The organism is Halomonas sp. OfavH-34-E, from assembly GCF_024124525.1.
In the GTDB taxonomy this organism is placed as follows: Bacteria; Pseudomonadota; Gammaproteobacteria; order Pseudomonadales; family Halomonadaceae; genus Halomonas; species Halomonas litopenaei.
The window spans coordinates 63,825-84,186 of sequence record NZ_JAMXRY010000004.1 but is presented as its reverse complement, the minus strand read 5'-3'; the positions used below and the strand labels follow the sequence as shown (position 1 = coordinate 84,186).

General features: G+C 64.4%; 17 protein-coding genes. 8 read left to right on the top strand and 9 right to left on the bottom strand.

What is annotated here, in order from left to right; translation table 11 throughout:
• Positions 1–218 precede the first annotated feature (218 nt).
• Both NH448_RS03065 and NH448_RS03060 read right to left on the bottom strand, forming a co-directional pair.
• Positions 219–1,814, bottom strand: coding sequence for a solute:sodium symporter family transporter (locus tag NH448_RS03065; protein ID WP_045992933.1), 1,596 nt, complete (start codon positions 1,812–1,814; stop codon positions 219–221).
• A 379-nt stretch (positions 1,815–2,193) separates the two neighbouring features.
• Positions 2,194–2,412 carry a hypothetical protein gene (locus NH448_RS03060; protein ID WP_045992932.1) on the bottom strand — a complete coding sequence of 73 codons (219 nt, stop codon included), beginning with the start codon at positions 2,410–2,412 and terminating at the stop codon, positions 2,194–2,196.
• A 102-nt stretch (positions 2,413–2,514) separates the two neighbouring features.
• On the opposite strand from NH448_RS03060, the gene NH448_RS03055 reads away from it, so the two are divergent.
• Entirely contained in the window at positions 2,515–3,069 is a 555-nt protein-coding gene (locus NH448_RS03055; protein ID WP_045992931.1) for a DUF924 family protein, read from the top strand.
• Between the two features lie 244 nt (positions 3,070–3,313).
• Positions 3,314–3,553: a GlsB/YeaQ/YmgE family stress response membrane protein gene (locus NH448_RS03050; protein WP_045992930.1), complete on the top strand. Its 240-nt coding sequence runs from the start codon at positions 3,314–3,316 to the stop codon at positions 3,551–3,553.
• Positions 3,554–3,665: 112 nt separating this feature from the next.
• On the opposite strand, the gene NH448_RS03045 is transcribed toward NH448_RS03050, so the two are convergent.
• From NH448_RS03045 to NH448_RS03035, 3 genes are all read right to left on the bottom strand, one after another.
• Complete coding sequence (locus NH448_RS03045) at positions 3,666–5,084, bottom strand: amidase (protein ID WP_253028412.1); 1,419 nt, start codon at positions 5,082–5,084, stop codon at positions 3,666–3,668.
• A 140-nt stretch (positions 5,085–5,224) separates the two neighbouring features.
• Positions 5,225–6,517, bottom strand: a complete 1,293-nt coding sequence (gabT, locus tag NH448_RS03040) for a 4-aminobutyrate--2-oxoglutarate transaminase (RefSeq protein ID WP_045992928.1) — start codon at positions 6,515–6,517, stop codon at positions 5,225–5,227.
• Positions 6,518–6,606: 89 nt separating this feature from the next.
• Entirely contained in the window at positions 6,607–8,046 is a 1,440-nt protein-coding gene (locus NH448_RS03035; RefSeq protein ID WP_045992927.1) for an NAD-dependent succinate-semialdehyde dehydrogenase, read from the bottom strand.
• Between the two features lie 310 nt (positions 8,047–8,356).
• Between NH448_RS03035 and NH448_RS03030 the strand changes: the two genes are divergently transcribed.
• Complete coding sequence (locus tag NH448_RS03030; RefSeq protein ID WP_045992926.1) at positions 8,357–10,813, top strand: DUF1266 domain-containing protein; 2,457 nt, start codon at positions 8,357–8,359, stop codon at positions 10,811–10,813.
• Between the two features lie 240 nt (positions 10,814–11,053).
• Positions 11,054–11,680, top strand: coding sequence for an NlpC/P60 family protein (locus NH448_RS03025; RefSeq protein ID WP_231498679.1), 627 nt, complete (start codon positions 11,054–11,056; stop codon positions 11,678–11,680).
• 138 nt (positions 11,681–11,818) lie between these two features.
• Here the strand turns inward: NH448_RS03025 and NH448_RS03020 are convergent, their stop codons facing one another.
• Complete coding sequence (locus NH448_RS03020; RefSeq protein WP_045992925.1) at positions 11,819–12,706, bottom strand: LysR substrate-binding domain-containing protein; 888 nt, start codon at positions 12,704–12,706, stop codon at positions 11,819–11,821.
• 88 nt (positions 12,707–12,794) lie between these two features.
• On the opposite strand from NH448_RS03020, the gene NH448_RS03015 reads away from it, so the two are divergent.
• Positions 12,795–14,015 carry an MFS transporter gene (locus tag NH448_RS03015; RefSeq protein ID WP_045992994.1) on the top strand — a complete coding sequence of 407 codons (1,221 nt, stop codon included), beginning with the start codon at positions 12,795–12,797 and terminating at the stop codon, positions 14,013–14,015.
• 115 nt (positions 14,016–14,130) lie between these two features.
• Here NH448_RS03015 and msrA read toward each other — a convergent pair whose 3' ends face one another.
• Positions 14,131–14,772, bottom strand: coding sequence for a peptide-methionine (S)-S-oxide reductase MsrA (gene msrA / locus NH448_RS03010; protein ID WP_045992924.1), 642 nt, complete (start codon positions 14,770–14,772; stop codon positions 14,131–14,133).
• 330 nt (positions 14,773–15,102) lie between these two features.
• Here msrA and NH448_RS03005 point away from each other — a divergent pair, with 330 nt between their 5' ends.
• Both NH448_RS03005 and NH448_RS03000 read left to right on the top strand, forming a co-directional pair.
• Entirely contained in the window at positions 15,103–17,361 is a 2,259-nt protein-coding gene (locus tag NH448_RS03005; protein ID WP_045992923.1) for a bifunctional TVP38/TMEM64 family protein/FAD-dependent oxidoreductase, read from the top strand.
• 110 nt (positions 17,362–17,471) lie between these two features.
• Entirely contained in the window at positions 17,472–18,116 is a 645-nt protein-coding gene (locus NH448_RS03000; protein ID WP_045992922.1) for a CDP-alcohol phosphatidyltransferase family protein, read from the top strand.
• Between the two features lie 195 nt (positions 18,117–18,311).
• On the opposite strand, the gene NH448_RS02995 is transcribed toward NH448_RS03000, so the two are convergent.
• Complete coding sequence (locus NH448_RS02995) at positions 18,312–18,794, bottom strand: peptidylprolyl isomerase (RefSeq protein ID WP_045992921.1); 483 nt, start codon at positions 18,792–18,794, stop codon at positions 18,312–18,314.
• 220 nt (positions 18,795–19,014) lie between these two features.
• Between NH448_RS02995 and NH448_RS02990 the strand changes: the two genes are divergently transcribed.
• Positions 19,015–19,290, top strand: coding sequence for a hypothetical protein (locus NH448_RS02990; protein WP_045992920.1), 276 nt, complete (start codon positions 19,015–19,017; stop codon positions 19,288–19,290).
• 170 nt (positions 19,291–19,460) lie between these two features.
• Here the strand turns inward: NH448_RS02990 and NH448_RS02985 are convergent, their stop codons facing one another.
• On the bottom strand, positions 19,461–19,931 hold the full coding sequence (locus tag NH448_RS02985; protein ID WP_045992919.1) for a glycine zipper 2TM domain-containing protein: 471 nt from the start codon (positions 19,929–19,931) through the stop codon (positions 19,461–19,463).
• Positions 19,932–20,362 lie beyond the last annotated feature (431 nt).

Sequence of the window (20,362 nt, the reverse complement as noted above, 5' to 3'; positions counted from 1 at the left end):
GATGGGGGCTCCAGAGAAGGGGGGACGCACCTGACAACGGCGCGACAGCGAGTCTCTGGAGTCTGGGGGAGGTCAGGAATGTCGGCAAGGACCATTACCCCACCGATATGGACATATGGTGTCCACAACGACGACGCCCCGCCTTGACAGGGCGGGGCGTCGTGGTCAGAGCAGACCGTGGTGACCGTCAGGTTCTGGTCCGTCGGAGATCGGGAGCATCAGCCGGCAAAGGCCAGGTAGATGGCGATGACCAGGATCACCAACACGATGCCCGCCGGCACGGCGCCCTTCCAGGGCGTCAGGTCGACGGCGCCCACGTCCTCCTGCTTCCAGGCCTCGGCGCGCGGGCGCAGCTTGCCGATCACCAGCATCAATGCCACCAGCAGCACGAACACCAGGGCGACGAAGTGGAACTCGTGCATGATCACCGGCAGCTTGTTGAAGGGCGGGATGAAGTAGCCACAGAAGATGGCCAGGCAGCCACCCACCAGGGCGATCTTGGCCGCCATGGGGGGAACCCGACGGGTCAGCAGGCCGACCACCACCACCGCCAGGATGGGGATGAAGTAGATGGCGTTCATCTTCTGCAGGTAGCCGAACAGGCTCTCCTGACCGGCCAGCAGAGGCGCGATGATCATCGCGGAGATGGCCATGATCCAGCCGAACACCTGGCTCGACTTGACCACCTGAGCCTCGGTGGCGTCCTTCTTCAGGACCGCCTTGTAGAGGCCCAGACTGAACAGGGTGGTGGTGGAGTTCAGCGCCGAGTTGAAGGAAGACAGGATGGCGCCGACCATCACCGCGGCGAAGAAGCCGGTGAGCGGCGCCGGCAGCACGTTGAACACCAGGTGGCCGTAGGCCGCGTCAGCCTTGACGCCCTGATCGGCGTACAGGTGGTAGGCGATGATGCCCGGCAGGACCAGGTACAGGGGCCCCAGCAGCTTGAAGAAGCCGGTCAGCAGCACGCCCTTCTGGCCCTCGGCCAGGTTCTTGGCGGCGAAGGTCCGCTGGATGATCTGCTGGTTGGTGGTCCAGTAGAAGACGTTGATCAGGAAGACGCCGGTGAACAGGGTGAAGAAGGGGACGCTCTGCTCGCTGCCACCGATGGAGTTCATCTTGTCGGGGTTGGATTCCTTGAGGATCTCCCAGCCGGCGAGCACACCGCCGCTGTCGCTGACCGCCTGAAGGCCGAAGTAGACGATCACGAAGCCACCGATCAACAGGCCGACGCCATTGAGGGTATCCGACACGGCAACGGTGCGCAGGCCCCCGAACAGGGCATAGATGGAGCCGATGATGCCGACGATCCACACCGTCAGCCACAGCAGGGTGGTGCTGGATTCGATGCCGGTGAGCCCGGACAGGTCGAGCATGCCCTGCAGGCCGATGGCGCCGGAGTAGAGGATGATCGGCAGCAGTACCACCGCGTAGGCGATCAGAAAGATCACGTTGGTGATCAGCTGGGTGCCCTTGTCGAAGCGAATCTCCAGCAACTGGGGCAGGGTGGCGATGCCGCTTTTCAGAAAGCGCGGCAGGAAGAACAGCGCCAGCGCCACCAGCGCCATGACCGCCACCACCTCCCAGGCCATCACGCTGAGGCCATCGGTGAAGGCGGAGCCGTTGAGGCCGACCATCTGCTCGGTGGACAGGTTGGTCATCAACAGCGAGCCGGCGATCAGCGGGAAGGTCAGGCTGCGGCCCGCCAGGAAGAAGCCGCTGGTGCTTGAATGGTCGTCACGGCGGGTGATGCGCCAGGTGATGAAGGCGACCAGTCCTGTAAAGAACAGGAAGGACGCGAAGGTGAGTAGGGGCATGGTGTCATCCTTGCGGTCGTTGTCCGGTGCGGCGTGGTCGTGAGCCACCTCCCACAGGGGGCATGGCGATTACCGCACTTGGGTCGATGTCCGTGCCGAGCGCCAGCTGGCAGACCAGTGGCGCCGACACCCAGGAAGTATCTTTGCAGCGCTTGCGTCATCCTGCCTGCTGCAGTGCATCTTTTGGCGCTGAAGCAGCGCGGGTTCGCGCAGTGTCGCATTGACGTCAAGTCGGTGGAAATTCCGAAAGTCTTCGTCTTTTTCCAGAAAGACGTCGAACTTAAAGGATTAAGTTAACCGACGGTTGCGTATTCCAACTACGTGATCGCAAGTCTAATCGGCTCGCCGTGGCGAGCCATACGTCTTTTGTCGCAGCGGGTCAGTTTGGCGGAGCTGCTGAAATCGGCACAGGCTCGATGATGCCGAACAGTTGCAGCAGTGTCGGCGTTGCCGCGATGATAAAGCCGCACAGGGCCAGTGCACGACCGGGCCATCGGCGCTGCGGGTGGCGTGCCAGGTGAAGGCCGAGCAGGCAGACCAGCAAGCCCGTGAGATGAAACACCACGGCGAGCGATCGAAGCAGTTCAAACGAGGTCATGGGCTGTCCCTGGGCATCCTGTGGCAGAGAGGCGACGTGGCGGAACCCGCGAGCGAAAGGGCGCGGCCGCCTGGGTCACAAGCGAGCGAAGGGGAGTCTGCCATGACCGACAGGGTGGTGCGAGCCGACGAAGTGATCGAGTTCTGGTTTCAGACGCTGACACCAAAACAGTGGTTTGCCAAGGATGATGCGCTGGATGGCCGTATCCGCCATGACTTCGGTGCGACCGTGGCGGCGGCGGCCGCCGGCGAGACCTGGCAGTGGCGTACCTCGGCCCGCGGGCGGCTGGCGGAAATCCTGGTGCTCGATCAGTTCTCTCGCAACATCTACCGCGGCGAGCCGCGAGCCTTCGCCTGTGACGGTCAGGCCCTGGTACTGGCCCAGGAGGCGGTGTCCCAGCGCGCAGATCGGGTGCTCGATCCTCCCTGGCGAGCCTTCCTGTACATGCCCTATATGCACAGCGAGTCGTTGCGTGTGCACGACGAGGCGCTGCGCCTGTTCGACCAACCGGGACTCGAGCACAACCTGCACCACGAGCATCGCCACCGCGAGGTGCTGGTGCGTTTTGGTCGCTATCCTCAGCGCAATGAGGCGCTGGGACGAGCGTCCACCGCCGAGGAACTGGCCTTTCTTGCCCAGCCCGGCAACCGATTCTAGCCGCGACGAAGGGCCTGTCATCGGCGCTGACCCAGCGTCACCGGACGGTATTCGTGCTGTCGCGTCTCACATTACGTGACATATCCCTACTTTCGTATGCATTGATGTAATGGTATAGCTGTGAACGGTGAAGATCGTCCCCGGGCGATCGACGCGGCACCTCGCGCCCTGGTCAAGGGATTTGGTCGAAGGAGCGAGGGTGAATGATTCGCAAGTTTCCATTCAGTGACGAAAGGAGAACGCAATGAGCTTTATCGCGTGGTTGATCATCGGTGGTCTGGCGGGCTGGATCGCGGGCAACATCATGCGTGGCGGCGGCTTCGGCCTGCTCGGCAACATCGGCGTCGGCGTGGTGGGTGCCCTGATTGGCGGCCTGCTGTTCAGCCTGGTGGGGCTGTCCAGCGGCGGCTTTATCGGTTCACTGGTCACAGCGGTGGTGGGTGCCGTGGTGCTGCTGTGGGGTGTGGGCAAGCTACGCGGTTAGCGCGCTCTGATCAGCGACCGAATGGCGGCGACTCGCCGTCATCGCAAGGGGCCCGGTGCACTGCACCGGGCCCTTGTCGTAGCTGGCCCCTGCCAGGGGCCTGATGCACCGCTCAGCCGGCGCGCTGGGCCGGGTCCGGCAGGGTCGGGAAGCGCGGGGGATGTGCCTCGAGAAAGGCGTGGCAGGCGCGCAGTACCCGGGCGTCGTCGAACTTGCCGCCGGCCAGCTGGAAACCCACCGGCAGGCCACGGTCGGTGAAACCGCAGGGTACCGAGGCGGCCGGCTGCTGGCTCAGGTTGAAGGGGTAGGAGAACGGCGCCCACTCCTCCCAGTCGCGCATCTGGCTACCCGGCGGCACCTGGTGGTTGATCTCGAAGGGGCTGATCGGCACCGAGGGCGTCATCAGCAGGTGGTAGTCCTGGTTGAACTGCTCAAGACGCATGGTCAGCTCGGCTCGGGCCGCCTGGGCGCGAAACAGCTCCACGGCCTTCCACTCTTCTGCGCGCAGGGCGTTCTCGTAGAGGCCGGGGTCCAGCTTGGCGCGTTCGCTGTCGCTGAGCTGCGAGACCATCTCCAGCGAGGCGGTGAACCACAGCCGCTGAAAGATCCATAGCGGCGAGGGCAGCTCTGGATCCACCTCGCAGATCTCCGCGTCCAGATCCCGCATGCGATCCGCCGCTTCTCTGACCCGTGTAGCGACCTGAGGGTCCACCTCGGCGAAGCCCAGATCGGTGGAAAAGGCGATGCGCAGTCCCTCGAGCCCCTTGCCGATATCCTGGCCCCAGTCCTCCGGCTGGCCCCGGGTGGCGTAGGGATCGACATAGTCGTAGCGGCCAATGACATTGAGCATCGCCACGGCGTCGTCGACGCTGCGGGCGATGGGCCCGATATGGGACAGCGTCGGTTCTTCCGCCGGCGGCCACTGGGGCGTCCAGCCGAAGGTCGGCTTGAAGCCGAACACCCCGCAGAAGGCGGCAGGAATGCGGATCGAGCCGCCGGAGTCGCCGCCCTGGTGCAACACCCCCATGTTTAGGGCCGCTGCGGCGGCAGCACCGCCGGACGAGCCTCCCGCGGTCAGGCGGGTATCCCAGGGGTTGCAGGTGGCGCCGAACACCCGATTGTCGGTGACCGCCTTCCAGCCGTCTTCCGGGGTGTTGGTCTTGCCCAGCAGGATGGCGCCGGCCTCTCTCAGGCGTTTCGCCGGTGGCGCGTCGGCATCGCAGGGCTCGCTTGAACCCAGCAGCGAGCCGTTGGACGTCGGCATGCCGGCCACGTTGGTCAGATCCTTGAGCGAGACCGGAACACCGTCGATCGGACTCAGCGGCTTGCCCTGGCCCCAGCGACGTGCCGACGCCTTGGCCGCCTTTTCGGCACCCTCGGCGTCGACGTAGGTGTAGGCATTGACGGCGTCGTTGAAGCGCTCGATGCGCGCAAGCGCCGCCCGGGTGGCTTCCAGGGGGGAGGCGTCGCCACTGCGATAGTGCTCCGTCAGCGCGGCAACGCCCAGAATGCCCAGTTCGTCCTCTTGCATGGTCGGGTCCCTCGCGTCCATGGATGGACCCTTACCCTAGCTTGATTCGGCATAGTGTTGCCAACCCCCACAAACGACGACGCCACCGGCGGGGCCGGTGGCGTCATCGGCTGACGGCTCAGGCCGTCAAGGCTTCACGATCAGGCGGTGGCGGCGGCTTCGCTGCCGACCAGGGCCTTGAGGTTCTGCTCGACGATGTCCAGGCCTTCCTCGAGTACCTTGTCCTCGATGGTGACCGGCATCAAGAAGCGGATGGTGTTGCCGAACATGCCGCAGGACAGCAGGATCAGGCCCTGCTCCCGGGCACGCTTGCACAGGGCGGCGGCGAGATCCGGAGCCGGCTGACCGTCCTTGCCGTTGAGTTCAAAGGCGGCCATGGAACCCAGGTTGCGCGGGTGGACCACGGCGTCGAAGTCGCTCGCCCACTGGGCAAAACGCTTGGCCAGCTTGTCGCCCAGCGCCTGGCTCTTGGCCAGGATGTCCTCTTCCTCGAACACCTCCATCACCGCCAGGGTCGCGGCGCAGGACACCGGGCTGCCGGAGTAGGTGCCGCCCAGCGAGTTGCCGCCGGAGGCGTCCATGTGCTCGGCGGTGCCGACCACGGCGGAGATCGGCATGCCTGCGGCCATGCTCTTGGCCATGGTCATCAGGTCCGGCTTCACGCCGCTGTGCTCGATGGCGAACATCTTGCCGGTACGACCGAAGCCGCTCTGGACCTCGTCGACGATCATCAGGATGCCGTGTTCGTCACAGATCTCGCGGATCTTCTCGAGGAAGCTCTGCGGCGCGGGGTAGAAGCCGCCTTCACCCAGTACCGGCTCGAGCACGATGGCGGCGGTATCCTTGGGGTTGGCGTCGGTCTTCAGCACCATCTTGAGGCGACGCACCGCCTCTTCCTCGCTGATGCCGTGCTCGGCCACCGGGTAGCCGGCGCGGAACACGCAGCCCGGCATGGTGCCGAAGTCGCTGGCGTAGGGGGCAACCTTGCCGTTCATCGCCATGGTCATGAAGGTACGGCCATGGTAGCCGCCGTCGAAGCAGATGACGTTGTTGCGGCCGGTGGCGGCGCGGGCGATCTTGACCGCGTTTTCCAGCGCCTCGGCGCCGGAGTTGGCCAGCATCACCTTGGCCTCACCGCGCACCGGGGTGATCTCTGCGAGCTTTTCGGCGACCTTCACGTAGCCCTCGTAGGGCATCACGGTCTGGCAGGTGTGCATCACCTTGTCGAGCTGGTCCTTGACCGCCTGCACCACCTTGGGGTGGCAGTGACCGATGTTGAGCACGCCGATACCGCCGGCGAAGTCGATGAAGCGGTTGCCATCGGCATCCCACAGTTCGGCGTTCTTGGCGCGGTCGGCGAAGGCGGTGGCGGGGCTGGCCGCGCCCTTGGCGACGTACTTGTCCTTGAGTTCGTTCAGCTGAGCGTTATTCATGTCGTGACTCCTTTGAGGGCACTGAATGTATAGGGTAGACGCTAGGTCCGGGACACGCAGGGCGTGCCCCGGGGAGACGGGGCTGGCCCTTAGAGGCCGCCGACACAGGCGTACTTCAGCTCTGTGTACTCATCGAGGCCATGGCGTGAACCTTCGCGACCGAGACCCGATTCCTTGACGCCGCCGAAGGGGGCGAGCTCGGTAGAGAGGATGCCCTCATTGATGGCGACCATGCCGTACTCGAGTTGTTCCATGGTGCGCCAGATACGGCGATAGTCGGTGGCATAGAAGTAGGCGGCCAGACCGAATTCGGTGTCGTTGGCCATGGCGATGGCTTCGTCGTCGCTGGAGAAGCGGAACACCGGGGCCAGCGGCCCGAAGGTCTCTTCCCGGGCGACACGCATGTCGGTGGTCACGTCGGCCAGTACCGTGGGCTGGAAGAAGGTGCCCTCCAGGGCCTCACCGCCGGCGACCAGGCGGGCACCGTTGTCGAGGGCGTCAGCGATGTGCGACTGCACCTTGTCCACCGCTGCCGAGTTGATCAGGGGACCCTGAACCACACCGTCCTCGAGGCCGTTGCCGACCTTCAGCTCGCCCACGCGCTTGGCCAGCTTCTCGACAAAGGCATCGTAGACGCCGTCCTGAACCAGGAAGCGGTTGGTGCATACGCAGGTCTGGCCGGAGTTGCGGTACTTGGAGGCGATGGCACCCTCGACGGCGGCGTCCAGGTCGGCGTCATCGAAGACGATAAAGGGCGCGTTGCCGCCAAGCTCCATGGAGGCCTTCTTCACGGTGTCGGCGCACTGGGCCAGCAGGATCTTGCCCACCGGGGTGGAGCCGGTGAAGGACACCTTGCGCACTCGGGCATCGCCGGTCAGTACCGGGCCGACTTCGCGCGGGGAGCTCGAGGTCACCACGTTGAGCACGCCGGCGGGGATGCCCACGTCTTCAGCGAGCTTGGCCAGCGCCAGGGCGGTCAGCGGGGTGGCCTCGGCCGGCTTGACCACCACGGTGCAGCCGGCGGCCATGGCCGGAGCGCACTTGCGGGTGATCATCGCCAGCGGGAAGTTCCAGGGGGTAATGGCGGCGACCACACCGACCGGCTCGCGGAACACCAGGATACGCTTGTCGGGTCCGTGGCCCGGCAGGGTCTCGCCAGCCACACGCTTGGCTTCCTCGGCGTAGAACTCGACGAAGGCAGCGCCGTAGGCGACCTCGCCACGGGACTCGGCCAGCGGCTTGCCCTGTTCACGGGTCATCAGTTCGGCCAGGGCTTCCTGGTGGTCCATGATGCTGTTGAACCAGGCGCGCAGCAGGGCCGAGCGTTCCTTGGCGGTCTTGCGCTTCCAGCCGGCCCAGGCCGCATCGGCGGCACCGATGGCTTCGCGGACTTCCTCGGCGTTCAAGTCCGGCACCTCGGCCAGGGTCTCGCCGGTGGCGGGATTGGTGACGCTGAAGTGGCGATCGGCGTCACGCCACTGGCCGCCGATGTACGCCTTGTCGATGATCAGGTCCTGAACGTGGGACATGCGGGAGCTCCGGAAAGGGTCAGAGAAGAGGGGTGTTATGTCATGATTGACGAGTGTGCATTATTTGAAACATCTCGCCAAGGGCTGTGATCGGAATTTTTTACGCCCGTTCGAAGAATGCATCGATGAGGCTTGCCGGGCCCTCGAGACCCAGGTCTGGAAGATCTATCGGCAACAATCGCCATCGGCGTGGCGAACAGTTTCCGGTACACTGTGTCGCCGACTTCTAGCTGCCCGAAGCGATGGTCCTTGGCGCCTTGTGTCAGGCCGGACCGGGCTGGCCTGACTCCGTGTTTCTGCGAGGTGAGACTTGGTTGATCCGCTCAATGCCTGGTGGGCTCAGCAACTGGTGCTGTGCGACTGGGCCTTTATGCCTGACCCCTTGATGCTGCCTGAAGAGGCGGCACGTGAGCGATTGGCCGCCCTCGAGATCCCCGACCGGGGCGAACTGGGGTGGCGCCTGCTCGAGCTCAATGCTGCGAACACGGTGCCTGCCTCCCACCTGTTGGGAGCGCTTGAGCTGGTGGCCCTGGCAGGGGCGTCGGGATGGATGTCGGCCGAGGTGAGTCGTGGCTGGGCAGCACGCCTGTGCAGCGACATCCACCATCGTCACGCAAGCCTGGATGAATGGCTGGAGGCACTCTGCACCTCCCGCAGCGGCGAAGGCTGGCTTCGCGGCGATGAGGGCTTGCTCGATACCTGCCGGGCGCTGTCGAAGCTGGAAGGCGAGGGCGCCGGCATCACCTGGCCGTTGCTCGGCACTGCGCTGAGTCGCGAGCCTGCCGCCGCTCTCTGGCCCGACAGCCCGGAAGATCGTGTCTGGCGATTGCGGGCGGCCTTCTCGCCGGTACTGATGACGCCGGCCAGCATCGATGACTGGGACGGGGTCGAGGCCTGGCTGGGGGAAGTCTGGCAGATTCATGGCGCCGAGGATCTCAAGCGCGCCTTGCTGTGGCTGACCAGTCAGGGCGATCGCCAGGGCTGGGATATCGACGCCGCGCGGTTGATGGCCGTCAGTGCCGGCGAACGCCAGGCCTGGTGTGAGGGGCTGGCGCCTCAGGAGCGCCCATACGGCCGCCTTCTGTGCCGCTACGTGGATCAGGGGGAGCCGCTGGAGTGGGCCGCCTGGGACTGGCTGAGGGCGGTGGATCTGGCCTGGGCCGGTAGCTGCATCGGCTGGCTGACACCCCAGGAAGCGTCGCTGCTGGCGCATCACGCAGGCGATCTGGTCCAGCGTCGCTACAGTGACTGGAGCGCCCTGGCGCGCTCCTATCAGCGCGGCCGTGGTCTGTTCGAAGGTCAGGACCGACTGCCGACCCTGGCAGCCGACTGGCAGTTGCTGATGGGATCGCCGGTGAGCCCTTGGCATGGCTCGTTGCAGGAGTTGCTCGACCAGGAGCAGGTCGAGGCATCACGCCAGGCGGCCAGGCAGTGGCGCGCCTCGCCTCGCCACTGGGTGCTGGCGCTGGCCTCGGTGCGTGAACCCGAGCTGGCGGCACGTCAGGGGCCGACTCCGCCGCTGCCCCAGGCGCGTCGTGACGAGGCGCGCAAGTACCTGGCGGAGACCCTCGATCTGCACCCCGACGAGGGCGCCCGCTCACTGGTGCGCTACTGGCTGCCGGCCCAGGCCCATCATCTCAATCAGCTGGCGGCTGACGCGGCGCATCGAGCGCTGCCATCGGCCAGAACCCCCTTTGGTGATGCGCCCCAGGCGGATCTGGCAGGTCGTGATGGCCTGGCCAGGGCGACCCGCCATTCGGCGACCATCCATATGGCCGAGAAGTATGCCTTCTACTTGCTGATGAGCATGGACAGTGAGCAGTTCGACGAGGACAGCCTGACCGATATGGCGGCGTCCCTGCGCGATGTGCTGTGTCGGTTCTACAGCACCCCCAAGCGCCTGCTCGAGGCCTGGGCGACCTGGGATGCGCTGTTGCCGGAACCGGATCAGCCTTCCTTGACCTACGAGATTCGCTGGCACCTGGACGATCCGGGTAGCCTGTTCCACTGGCTCGAGTGGCGCAGCGGCGATTGGCGCGAGCCTGGCGAGCGTCCGAGCCTGATGCACTTTACCGCGCTGTCGCTGGTGGGACCCTTGAACACCGCCGCCTGGAGCCTGCCGCAGCCGGAAAGCGACCGGGAAGGGGCTTCGATCCTGGAGTGGATCGATGGACACTACGGCCTGCACTCCGCCACCGAGCTGATCGATTTCGTGCGCTTTCTGCTGGACGCCGGTGATCGCCAGGAATATCAGATCAACTACGCGCCCTACACCCTCAACAGCGCGCGCCTGAATTCCGAGATTGCGACCCTGGAGTCCGGTGAGTGCAACGAGGAAGAGCGCAATCATCTGGAGCGCCTGCTGCGGGTACGTGACAACGCCGACCAGTGCAATGACGTCGACATGTGTGCCTGGGACCTGGCCCAGGCGGTCGACCTGGCGATCGCCGGGCGCCAGCTGGGCTGGCTGGCTCAGCAGGACTTCCTGGCACTGCTGGAGCGTGCGCACCAGTTGGCGTCGGAGCACTACGCCGGTTGGCAGGAGTATGCCCGGGGTCTCTATGCAGGATTTTCGTTCTTCATGGGGGAAACCCCTGAGCGCGAAGCGTTTCTGGCCAGCTTCCGCCAGGCGCTGGTGGCCTGGCTGTCGGGCGCTCCGCCCCTCGCCGGCACCTGGGCTAGCCTGGATTTCCCGGGTGCGCGTCCCCGCCATTGGGCACCGCTTCACATCGATACCTTGCCGGGAGATGGACGAACCCTGCACTGATCGTCGCGAAACAGCAGAAAAAAACGCCAAAAAATTGTCCTGATCTATCGTCAGATCGGATAATTTTGGCTAGTATCGTGTTGATCTTTCGTCAGGCCTCCCATCAAGAAGGAGGCCGAATTGTCAAACTTGCAGCTGAGGGGCGTTATGGTAGTGACACGAATGCGTCACTTCCACAGCGGCTCTTGGGCGCCGGCAGGCCGTCAGCCAGGCCGGTTCAGGGAATGAGGTGTGTGTCGCATGAGCGTCGCCCAGACAAGCCGCGTGACAGCGGCGATGGTGTTGCTTGGCCTGCTGTCAGGCTGTGCGGCATCGAACTACCAGAATACTGCCGATAACGACTACTTTTCCCGCGATATGCCGAGCCTGGCCGAACGCGCCGCCTCGCGCATGTCCCCGCTGGAGGACCCAGCGGCAGGGGGAAGCTTCCTTGAAGATCCCGCCGCTGCCATCCGCGAGGCGCTGATGGCGGAGCACGATCGCTGGGCGGGTACGCCCTATCGTTTTGGCGGCACCGGCATGAGCGGCATCGACTGCTCGGCGCTGGTGCAGAACATCTTCAGCGACGCCTTCCAGGTGCAGCTGCCGCGCACCACCGGCAGTCAGGTCCATACCGGCGAACCGATCACACGTGATCAGCTGTCTCCCGGCGACCTGGTGTTCTTTCGTCCTCCGGGCAACCGCCACGTCGGCATCTACGTCGGCCAGGGTCGCTTTCTGCACGCCTCATCGTCGCGCGGTGTGATGATCTCCAAGCTGGACAACAGCTACTGGCGCCGCTACTACTGGCAGGCGCGTCGACCGCTGGAACCCACCCGGTTGAGCATGCGCCAGTTCGCCTACAGCCCGGCGGGCATGGGCGGCTGAAGCGTCCTCGGCGCCATCGACGTCGCCACCAGAACGGGGCGAGCCTTTCACTGGGCTCGCCCCGTTTGCGTTGGGTAGCCTTGGGCTTGGTTGGCGAGGCTTCGGCCAGTCCTTGGCGAGCCTTCGGCGCCTCCAGGGCTACAACGAGTCTCGTTGCGACAGGGCGTAGTCGATAAAGGCGCGCTCGGCGCGTGACAGGTAGCCCTGGGGCTGCCAGGCCAGCGACAGGGTCAGCCAGGCGGCGGGGTCAAAGGGCACCGCCGACAGGTCATCTTCCTCGATCACCCGGCGCAGAAAGGTGGTGATGCCAAAGCCCTGGCGGACGATGGCCTTGGTCAGCGGGATCAGATTCGACTGGAACGTCAGGCGGGGCTGGATATCCAGCCGTCGGGCCATGGCGTCGACAAACTCGCGGTGAAAATAGCCGTCCTGAAACAGCACCAGCGGCTCGCTCAGAAAGGCTTCCGGAGTCACGCTGTGGCGTGCCGTGAAGGGATGGTCCCGGGGCGTGCAGACCACCATCTCGGCACGTAGCAGGGCCTCGGTTTCCAGTTCGCAGGTACTGCCATCCTCGACCACGATTCCCAGGTCCAGCTCGCGGGCCTTGATCATTGCCTGCAGTCGGCGGGCGCCCGCCTCGATCACCGTCATGCGGATGCCAGGGTGGCGTGCGGCAAAGCCCATCAGCAGCGGCGGCAGATAGTAGGAGCCCAGCATCGAGGGGATGCCGATGCGCACTTCGCCCTTTACCAGGCCGTTGAGTTCCTTCAGCGCCAGTTCGGTGGCACTGGCGTCGGCGAGTAGCCGTCGGGCATGTTCCAGTAGCACCTCACCTTCTGGTGTCAGTCGAACACGCCGATCATGGCGTTCGAACAGACGAGTGTCGAGGCGTCGCTCCAGGCCTGCGATGGTCTGGCTGACGGCGGACTGGGCGATGTGACGGGCGCGGGCGGCGGCGCTGAAGCCGCCGTGGTCCACCACCGCGACAAACAGCGACAGCGAGCGCAGGTCAAAGGGTAGCGACATAAGGGAATGTGATGGATAGCATCATGTTCTTCTGTTGGTGTGATGGTAGTGAAGCATGGAAGATGGGCGAGGCCAACCGGAGACCGCCATGATTCACGCCAATACCCCTGCCTGGCGCAGGGCGACCCTCGCTCTGTGTCTGGGCTCGATGCTGGTATTCATCAACCTCTACGCCCCCCAGCCATTGCTGCCGCTGCTGCGCGATACCCATGAGGCTTCGACCCTGAAGGTGGGCCTGGTGATGTCGCTTGCCACCCTGACCCTGGCGCTCTCGTTGCTGGTCTATGGGCCCTTGTCCGACGCCATCGGGCGGGGCGGTATCATGCGTGCGAGCCTGTCGGTGGCAGCTGTCGCGACACTGTTGGCGGCATTTGCGCCTGGGCTCGACTGGCTGCTGGTCGCTCGCGTGCTGCAGGGGGTCGCCCTGGGAGGGCTGCCGGCGGTGGCGATCGCCTGGATGGGCGACGAGTTCTCGCCGGAGGCGATGAGTCGAGCCGTGGGGCTCTATATCGCGGCCAATACCCTGGGCGGTATCGGTGGTCGCGTGCTGGGAGGCGTCATCGGTGAATGGTATGGCGTCCAGGCGAGTTTCGTGGCGATTGGCGGTTTGACCCTGGTGGGCGTGGCGGTGTTCTGGTGGCTGCTGCCGGCGGCCCGTGCCTTTGCGCCTCAACCCTTTCGAGTGGGGCACGCCTGCCGCCAGATGCGTGGCCACCTGGCCAACCCATGGCTGCTGTCGGCCTATCTGATCGGTGGTCTCAACTTCCTGGTGTTCATCAACCAGTACAGCTACATGACCTTTCGTCTGGCCGAGGCACCCTTTGCTCTCGGGCCCCGCTGGCTGGGCCTGCTGTTTCTGACCTACCTGGGCGGCACTCTGGGCTCGACGCTATCTGCCAGGGTCGTCGCCAGAGCGGGAGCGCCCGCCACCATGGGGTTGGGCGTTGTCATCATGATGCTGGCGCTGGGTCTGTCCCTGATACCGATGCTCGCCGTCATCATTGCCGCCTTGACCCTCAGCGCCTTCGGCTTCTTTCTGTGCCACGCCACCGCCTCGGGCTGGGTCGGTCGCCAGGCCCGCGAAGGACGAGGCGGCGCATCGGCGCTCTATCTGGTGTTCTACTACCTGGGGGCGAGTCTCGGGCCGCTGTGGCTCGAGCCGTTCTGGCTGTGGCGGGGCTGGCCTGGGGTGGTGGCGGCCAGCTGGCTGGTGCTGGCGACCACGGGCTGGCTGTCCTGGCGGCTAGGAAAGCGGCTGCAGCGTGCACAACACCAGTGCGTCGTCGAGCGTCGACTCGAACACGTATGAGTCCGCTACTGCGACGCGGTTGCCGATAGGTTGCAGATGCGTTGCAGAGACCGATCGACCTTGGCTCGCACCAGGGTCGATCGGTGTGGCATGACGTTGCTGTCAGCGCCGCGCCCTAGGACGCTGCGGACTGCTCTGGCGCCTCGTGGGGCATGGCTTCGTCTCCCCAGATTTCCTTTAGCCGGTCAGGGCGGCCGCAGGAGTTCTTGTAGAAGGTGTAGCGCACCTTGTTCTTCTGGTAGTAGTCCTGGTGTTCATCCTTGGTGGCATAGAAGGTGCCAGGATCTTCGATGGTGGTCTCGATCGGCTGGTCGAAGCGCTCGGCGATGTCCGCCTTGCTGGCCTCGGCCAGTTCACGCTGCTCGTCGTTCAAGGGCAGCAGGGCAGAGCGATAGGAATCTCCCACATCGCAGAATTGGCGGTTGGCGACGAAGGGATCGATATTGCGCCAGAAGACGTAGAGCAGATCCTGGTAGCTCACTTTGTCGCTGTCGTAGGTAATCTCGACGGCTTCGGCGTGCCCGGTTCCACCGGCGCCCACCTGTTCATAGGTCGGGTTTTCCGTGTTACCTGCTGCAAAGCCGGATATGGTGGCCTCGACACCATCGATCTTGTCGAAGGCTTCCTCGACACACCAGTAGCAGCCGCCAGCGAAGATGGCCTTCTCTTCGGCGGCGAGGGCGGGGGTCGTGGAAAGCACGGCACCAGTCAGCAGGCCGGCCAGCAGGAAGGTACGCTGATTGAAGGGATATCGCATTCGTAGGCTCCGTCAGGATGGCGTCATTGTAAGGTTCGAGTAGGGCAGTTCCCGGTTGGTTCAGTCATTGTGGCAGGCGCATCCTTACATGCGCTGTCGATAAGGGGATGATTTTTTGCATTTTCGGTCGTAAGGCTCGGTCGCCTGTGCGCGACTCAGGCAGACTGCTAATCTCGATTGCATCCCGATAGCCGGCCGCACAGCTCCTGGTAACGTCATCGTCTCGTCGCAGGACGGGCGCAGGACAACGGGTGCCGCTGCTGCTGGCCACGGCTACCTATCGATCATCGACCCGATCATCGACACCAGTTGACCTAGAAGGAGACGCGGGTGACCCGTAACAAATGGATCTTGCTGGCACTGATTGCCGTCGCAGTGGTGGCGTTCTTTGTCACCGGCGCCAACGAGGCCTTTACGCTGGACGCGATCAAGGCCCAGCAGGCGCAATTTCAACAGTGGTTCCACGAGGACCCCTGGACCGTGGCCGGTGGCTTCTTCGCGGTCTATATCGTGATGGCGGCGCTGTCGCTGCCTGGGGCGGGGTTGCTGACGCTGCTGGCGGGGGCCTTGTTCGGCTTCTGGATCGGTCTGGTGCTGGTGTCCTTTGCCAGTTCGCTGGGCGCGACCCTTGCCGCGGTGATCGCCCGGACCCTGCTGCGTGAGACGCTGGAGACGCGTTTTTCGCGCCAGCTGGCGCGAATCAACGGCGGCATCGAGCGCGAAGGCGCCTTCTACCTGTTCACGCTGCGGCTGATTCCGATCTTCCCCTTCTTCGTGATCAACCTGGTGGTCGGCCTGACCCGCATGCGTCTGTCCACCTTCTATTGGGTCAGCCAGCTCGGCATGCTGCCGGGTACCATGGTGTTCGTGAATGCTGGCCGGGAACTGGGTGAACTCGAGTCGCTGGCGGGCATCCTGTCGCCAGGGCTGATCCTGTCCTTTGTGTTGATCGGCTTGTTTCCCTGGATCGCCAAGGCCGTGGTGGCGGTGCTCAAGCGTCGCCGGCTCGCCGCCGAATACCAGTGCCCGTCGCGTTTTGACCGGGATATCGTCGTGATCGGTGCGGGCTCGGCGGGCCTGGTGGCAAGCTATATTGCTGCGGCGGTGAAGGCTAAGGTAACCCTGGTGGAGCGCCACCGCATGGGCGGCGACTGCCTCAATACCGGCTGTGTGCCGTCCAAGGCATTGATTCGCGCCGCTCGCGCCGCCGAGGACATTCGTCGGGCGCCGTCCTATGGTGTCAGCGCCGGTGAGCCAAGCGTCGACTTCGCCGCTGTGATGGGCCACGTCCATGGCGCCATCGCCGAGGTCGAGCCCCATGATAGTCCGGAACGTTATCGGGGCTTGGGCGTCGATGTGGTCGAAGGAGATGCCAGGCTGCTCGATCCCTGGCGGGTGCAGGTTGGCGAACAGGTGCTGACCACCCGTCACGTGATCATCGCCAGCGGTGCCCGCCCCAGAGTCCCGCCGTTGCCGGGGATCGAGGATATCGAGGTGCTGACCTCCGACAACCTGTGGGAGCTAAAGGCATTGCCGAAGCGCCTGGTGGTGCTTGGTGGTGGTCCGATCGGCAGTGAACTGGGCCAGAGCTTCGCCCGGCTGGGTAGCCAGGTCACCCTGGTGGAGATGGGCCCGCAACTCTTGCCACGCGAAGACGAGGACGTCGCCAGGGAGGCGGCTCAGGGGCTCGAGGCCAGCGGCGTGACGCTGTGCCTGTCGACCCGGGCGCTCAAGGTGGTGGCCGGTGACGGTGATCTCCATCGACTCGAGATCGAGGTCAACGAGGCAGGCGAGACACGTATCGAGCAACTGGAGTTCGATCAGTTGCTGGTGGCGGTGGGTCGACAGGCCAACGTCGAGGGGCTCGGGCTTGAAGAACTGGGCGTGGGCACTCGAGACAACGGCACCCTGGACGTGGATGGCGGGCTGCAGTCAGTGCTGCCGAATGTCTGGGCCTGTGGCGATGTGGTCGGGCCCTTCCAGCTGACCCATGCCAGCGCCCACCAGGCCTGGCACGCCACCGTCAATGCCCTGTTTGGCGAGTTCAAGCGCTTCAATGTGAGCTATCGGGCGCTGCCGGCGGTCACCTTCTGTGACCCGGAGGTGGCGCGAGTGGGGCTCAACGAGCGCGAGGCCGAGGAGCAAAAGGTGCCCTTCGAGGTCACCCGCTATTCCTTGTCCGAGCTCGACCGGGCCATCGCCGAGGGCGATACCACCGGATTCGTCAAGGTGCTGACCGTACCAGGCAAGGATCGCATTCTCGGTGCCACCATTGTCGGTGCTGGCGCTGGCGAGATGCTGGCGGAGTTCACCCTGGCAATGACCCGCGGTATCGGACTGAACAAGCTGTTGGGGACCATCCACCCGTACCCGACCCATTCGGAAGCCGTAAAGGCCGCCGCCGGGGTGTGGAAGAACGCGAACAAGCCCGAGCGGGTCCTGGGGTATCTGGAGCGTTACTTCAATTGGCGGCGAGGCGGGGGAGGCGACGCCGATTCCTCAAGCCAGCCGGTGACGGGAGACAGAGCCGGTGCGAGCCCCGAGCGACACGAAGCATCGTCGCTGTCCTCTGCCCAGTCCAACGACTGAGCGAACCGCCCAGGCAGTAGCCTGGACCTGAAGACACAAGCGGTGGGCCCTGGCCCGCCGCTTGTGCTTTCCTTCTACCGAATCGACGTTTTACTGCTGACGAGACTTTTATGCTGGATCGCTGGACCATGCCCAGAACCCAGGCGCCCCTGGCGCCTCTGGTCAAGATGCTGGAGCGCTGCAAGGTGACGCCTGATCAGGTCACTCTGGTGGGTTTTCTTGTCGGCTTGCTGGCACTGCCGCTGCTGGCCGTTCAGGCCTATGGATGGGCGCTGGCGGCGATCCTCCTCAATCGACTCGCCGATGGCCTGGACGGGGCGCTGGCGCGTCGTCGGGGTACGCCCAGCGATGCCGGGGGATTTCTCGATATCGGGCTGGACTTCGTCTTCTACGCCGCGGTGGTGCTCGGCTTTGCCCTGGCCGACAGCGAGCGCAATGCCTTGCCGGCAGCGCTGCTGCTGTTTGCCTTTACCGGCACCGGGACGTCCTTTCTGGCCTTCGCCATCATGGCGGCGCGCCATGATCTCGAGCGCCCACGCTTCCAGCGCAAGGCCTTCTACTATCTGCACGGCCTGACCGAAGGTACCGAGACCGTGCTGGCGCTGGTGGCCTTTTGTCTGTGGCCGGCGCACTTTCCTGTGCTGGCTGGGCTGTTTGCCGCGGCCTGTCTGCTGACCACCGCCACTCGGCTATGGGGCGGCTATCATACCCTCAGGGCTATCGAGCGAGGCGCTGGCGCCGAGGACAGAAGCTGATCCCCGGTCGTGGCTCGCGAGGCGAGGGGTCTTTTATCAGACGTGATACTCAGACACGCGAAAGGGCAGCCTGGGCTGCCCTTTCTCTTGACCATGCCGGCTCTTGATCCTGCTGGCGCTCGATCCTGCTGGCACCTGATCTTGCCGGCACTTGATCATGCATGCTCGTGGTGCTTCCGACGAGCGTAGCGCTGATCAGTGCTCGTGGCCGCCTTCGCCGTGCACGTGGCCGTGCTCGATTTCTTCCTGGCTGGCTTCACGGACTTCGGCGATCTCGACGTCGAAGTTCAGGTTCTGGCCGGCCAGCGGGTGGTTGCCGTCGACGGTGACGGTGTCGCCTTCGACCTGGGTCACGGTGACCATCAGCGGACCGCCCTGGGTCTGCGCCTGGAACTGCATGCCCGGCTCGATGCTCTCGACACCCTGGAAGGCGTCACGCGGCACTTCCTGGACCAGCTGCTCCTGTACTTCGCCGTAACCTTCGGCGGGGGCAACCTTGGCGTTGACCTTGTCGCCGGCGGCCTTGCCTTCGAGTTCCTTTTCCAGACCCGGAATGATGTTGCCGGCGCCGTGGAGGTAGGTCAGCGGCTCGCGGCCTTCCGAGCTGTCCAGCACTTCACCTGCATCATTGGTCAGGGTGTAGTGGAACGCGACAACGGAATTTTGCGCAATTTGCATTGATGAACCTTTGGTGAGTGCGTGTGAGGACGCATGGTAACGCGTGGGTGCTGGGGCTGTCAGGGGCGTGGGACATTTTTCACCTTGTGTGGTCATATCCTGAACGGTATTCACGCGCGCCCTCTGCCACCTTCGGGTTGTTGCGCAGTATCGGTGGTGGGGATACCCTCTTGTGAGATTTTTCGATTCTGCCTTTCACGCTTTTCTTGCGGAGCTGAACATGACGCTATTTGTGATCTGGGTGCTGGCCTTTGCGGTACTGCTGGCGGTGATGATCAAGGCCTGGGACAAGGGCCTGAGCTGTGCCCTGGGCAGCCTGCTGCCGGCGGTACTGCGCAGTGACGATGACCAGTGGATCTGGTGCCCCGCCCTTGCCGTGCTGGGGGCCACCTTCATCGTCTTCCCCATCGATATGCTGATGACACTGCTGGTGATCGGCATCATCGCCCTGGTGGGCTGCAAGCTGGGCTGCTGGGTGATGGGCAAGGTCCACTAGTTCGGTGACGACGTGAATCACCTGGCCTTCTGCAGGTGATCACCGAAAGGGCCCTGAGGCGGATACGCCTCAGGGCCCTTTGTATGTAACGCAGAGATGTTTGCGGGGGAGCGAAGTGCTGTTGTCGCTTACAAGGACAAGCCCCTTTCGCGAGCGCCTTCGTCAAGCCCTCAGTAGGGGGCAACACTCTGACGTGAACCGCTGCCGATCAGGCGAACACGCTGCCCCACCTGGAAGGCCTGGTCTGCCTTCTGCACGACGACCACGGTCTGGCCGCTGTCCTTGCGAATCTCCATCTCCCAGGCGTCGGTGCGGTTGACGCCTTTCTCGATCTGGTTGCCGGCTACGGCGCCACCGATGGCACCTGCGGCGGTGGCGATGGTGCGACCGGAACCGCCGCCGACCTGGTTGCCGAGCAGGCCACCGATCACCGCGCCACCACCGGTGCCGAGGATGCCGCCGGCGGAGCTTTCACCCTGGATCTGGACGCGACGCAGGGCGGTGATGGTGCCGAACTGCACGTTCTGGGCGGTCTGTGCCTGGTTGCCAGAATAGACGTTACCTGAGTACTGGTTGGTGGCGGTGCAGCCGCCAAGCACCACGACGCTCAGCGCCAGGACAGGAAGGATGGATGTTTTCATGGCGATTCTCCTTGAATGTCTTCTGCGCCGCATTCTGAACGCATCGGTTCGGGTCACATTTGCTTTTAGTAGTACCGCACCAAAGTTCGCAAACGCTGTTCGAAAATAGTGTAACGCCTGTTTGGAGGCTTTGACAGGGCGATGGTTCCCCGGATCCAACGATGATCGGTCTCGTCCGTCCCATGGTGGCCGTCCGCCGTCCGCCTGCCGCCCTTGTCGCCCCGCGACTGCCACTGAGTCGCGCCGACAGCGCTTTCCTGACATTCATCATATGCCGAACCGGACCTGCCAGGCCAATGGGCATCGGAGGGAGTCGCATTGCTGCAGTTGTCGGACTCGCTGGAGCCAGACGTGTTAGTTCGAGAGTAGGCCCTTGCCAGGGAAGAAGGAAAGGCTGGCTTGGCAGGGCAAGGTCACGGACAGCAAAAAGG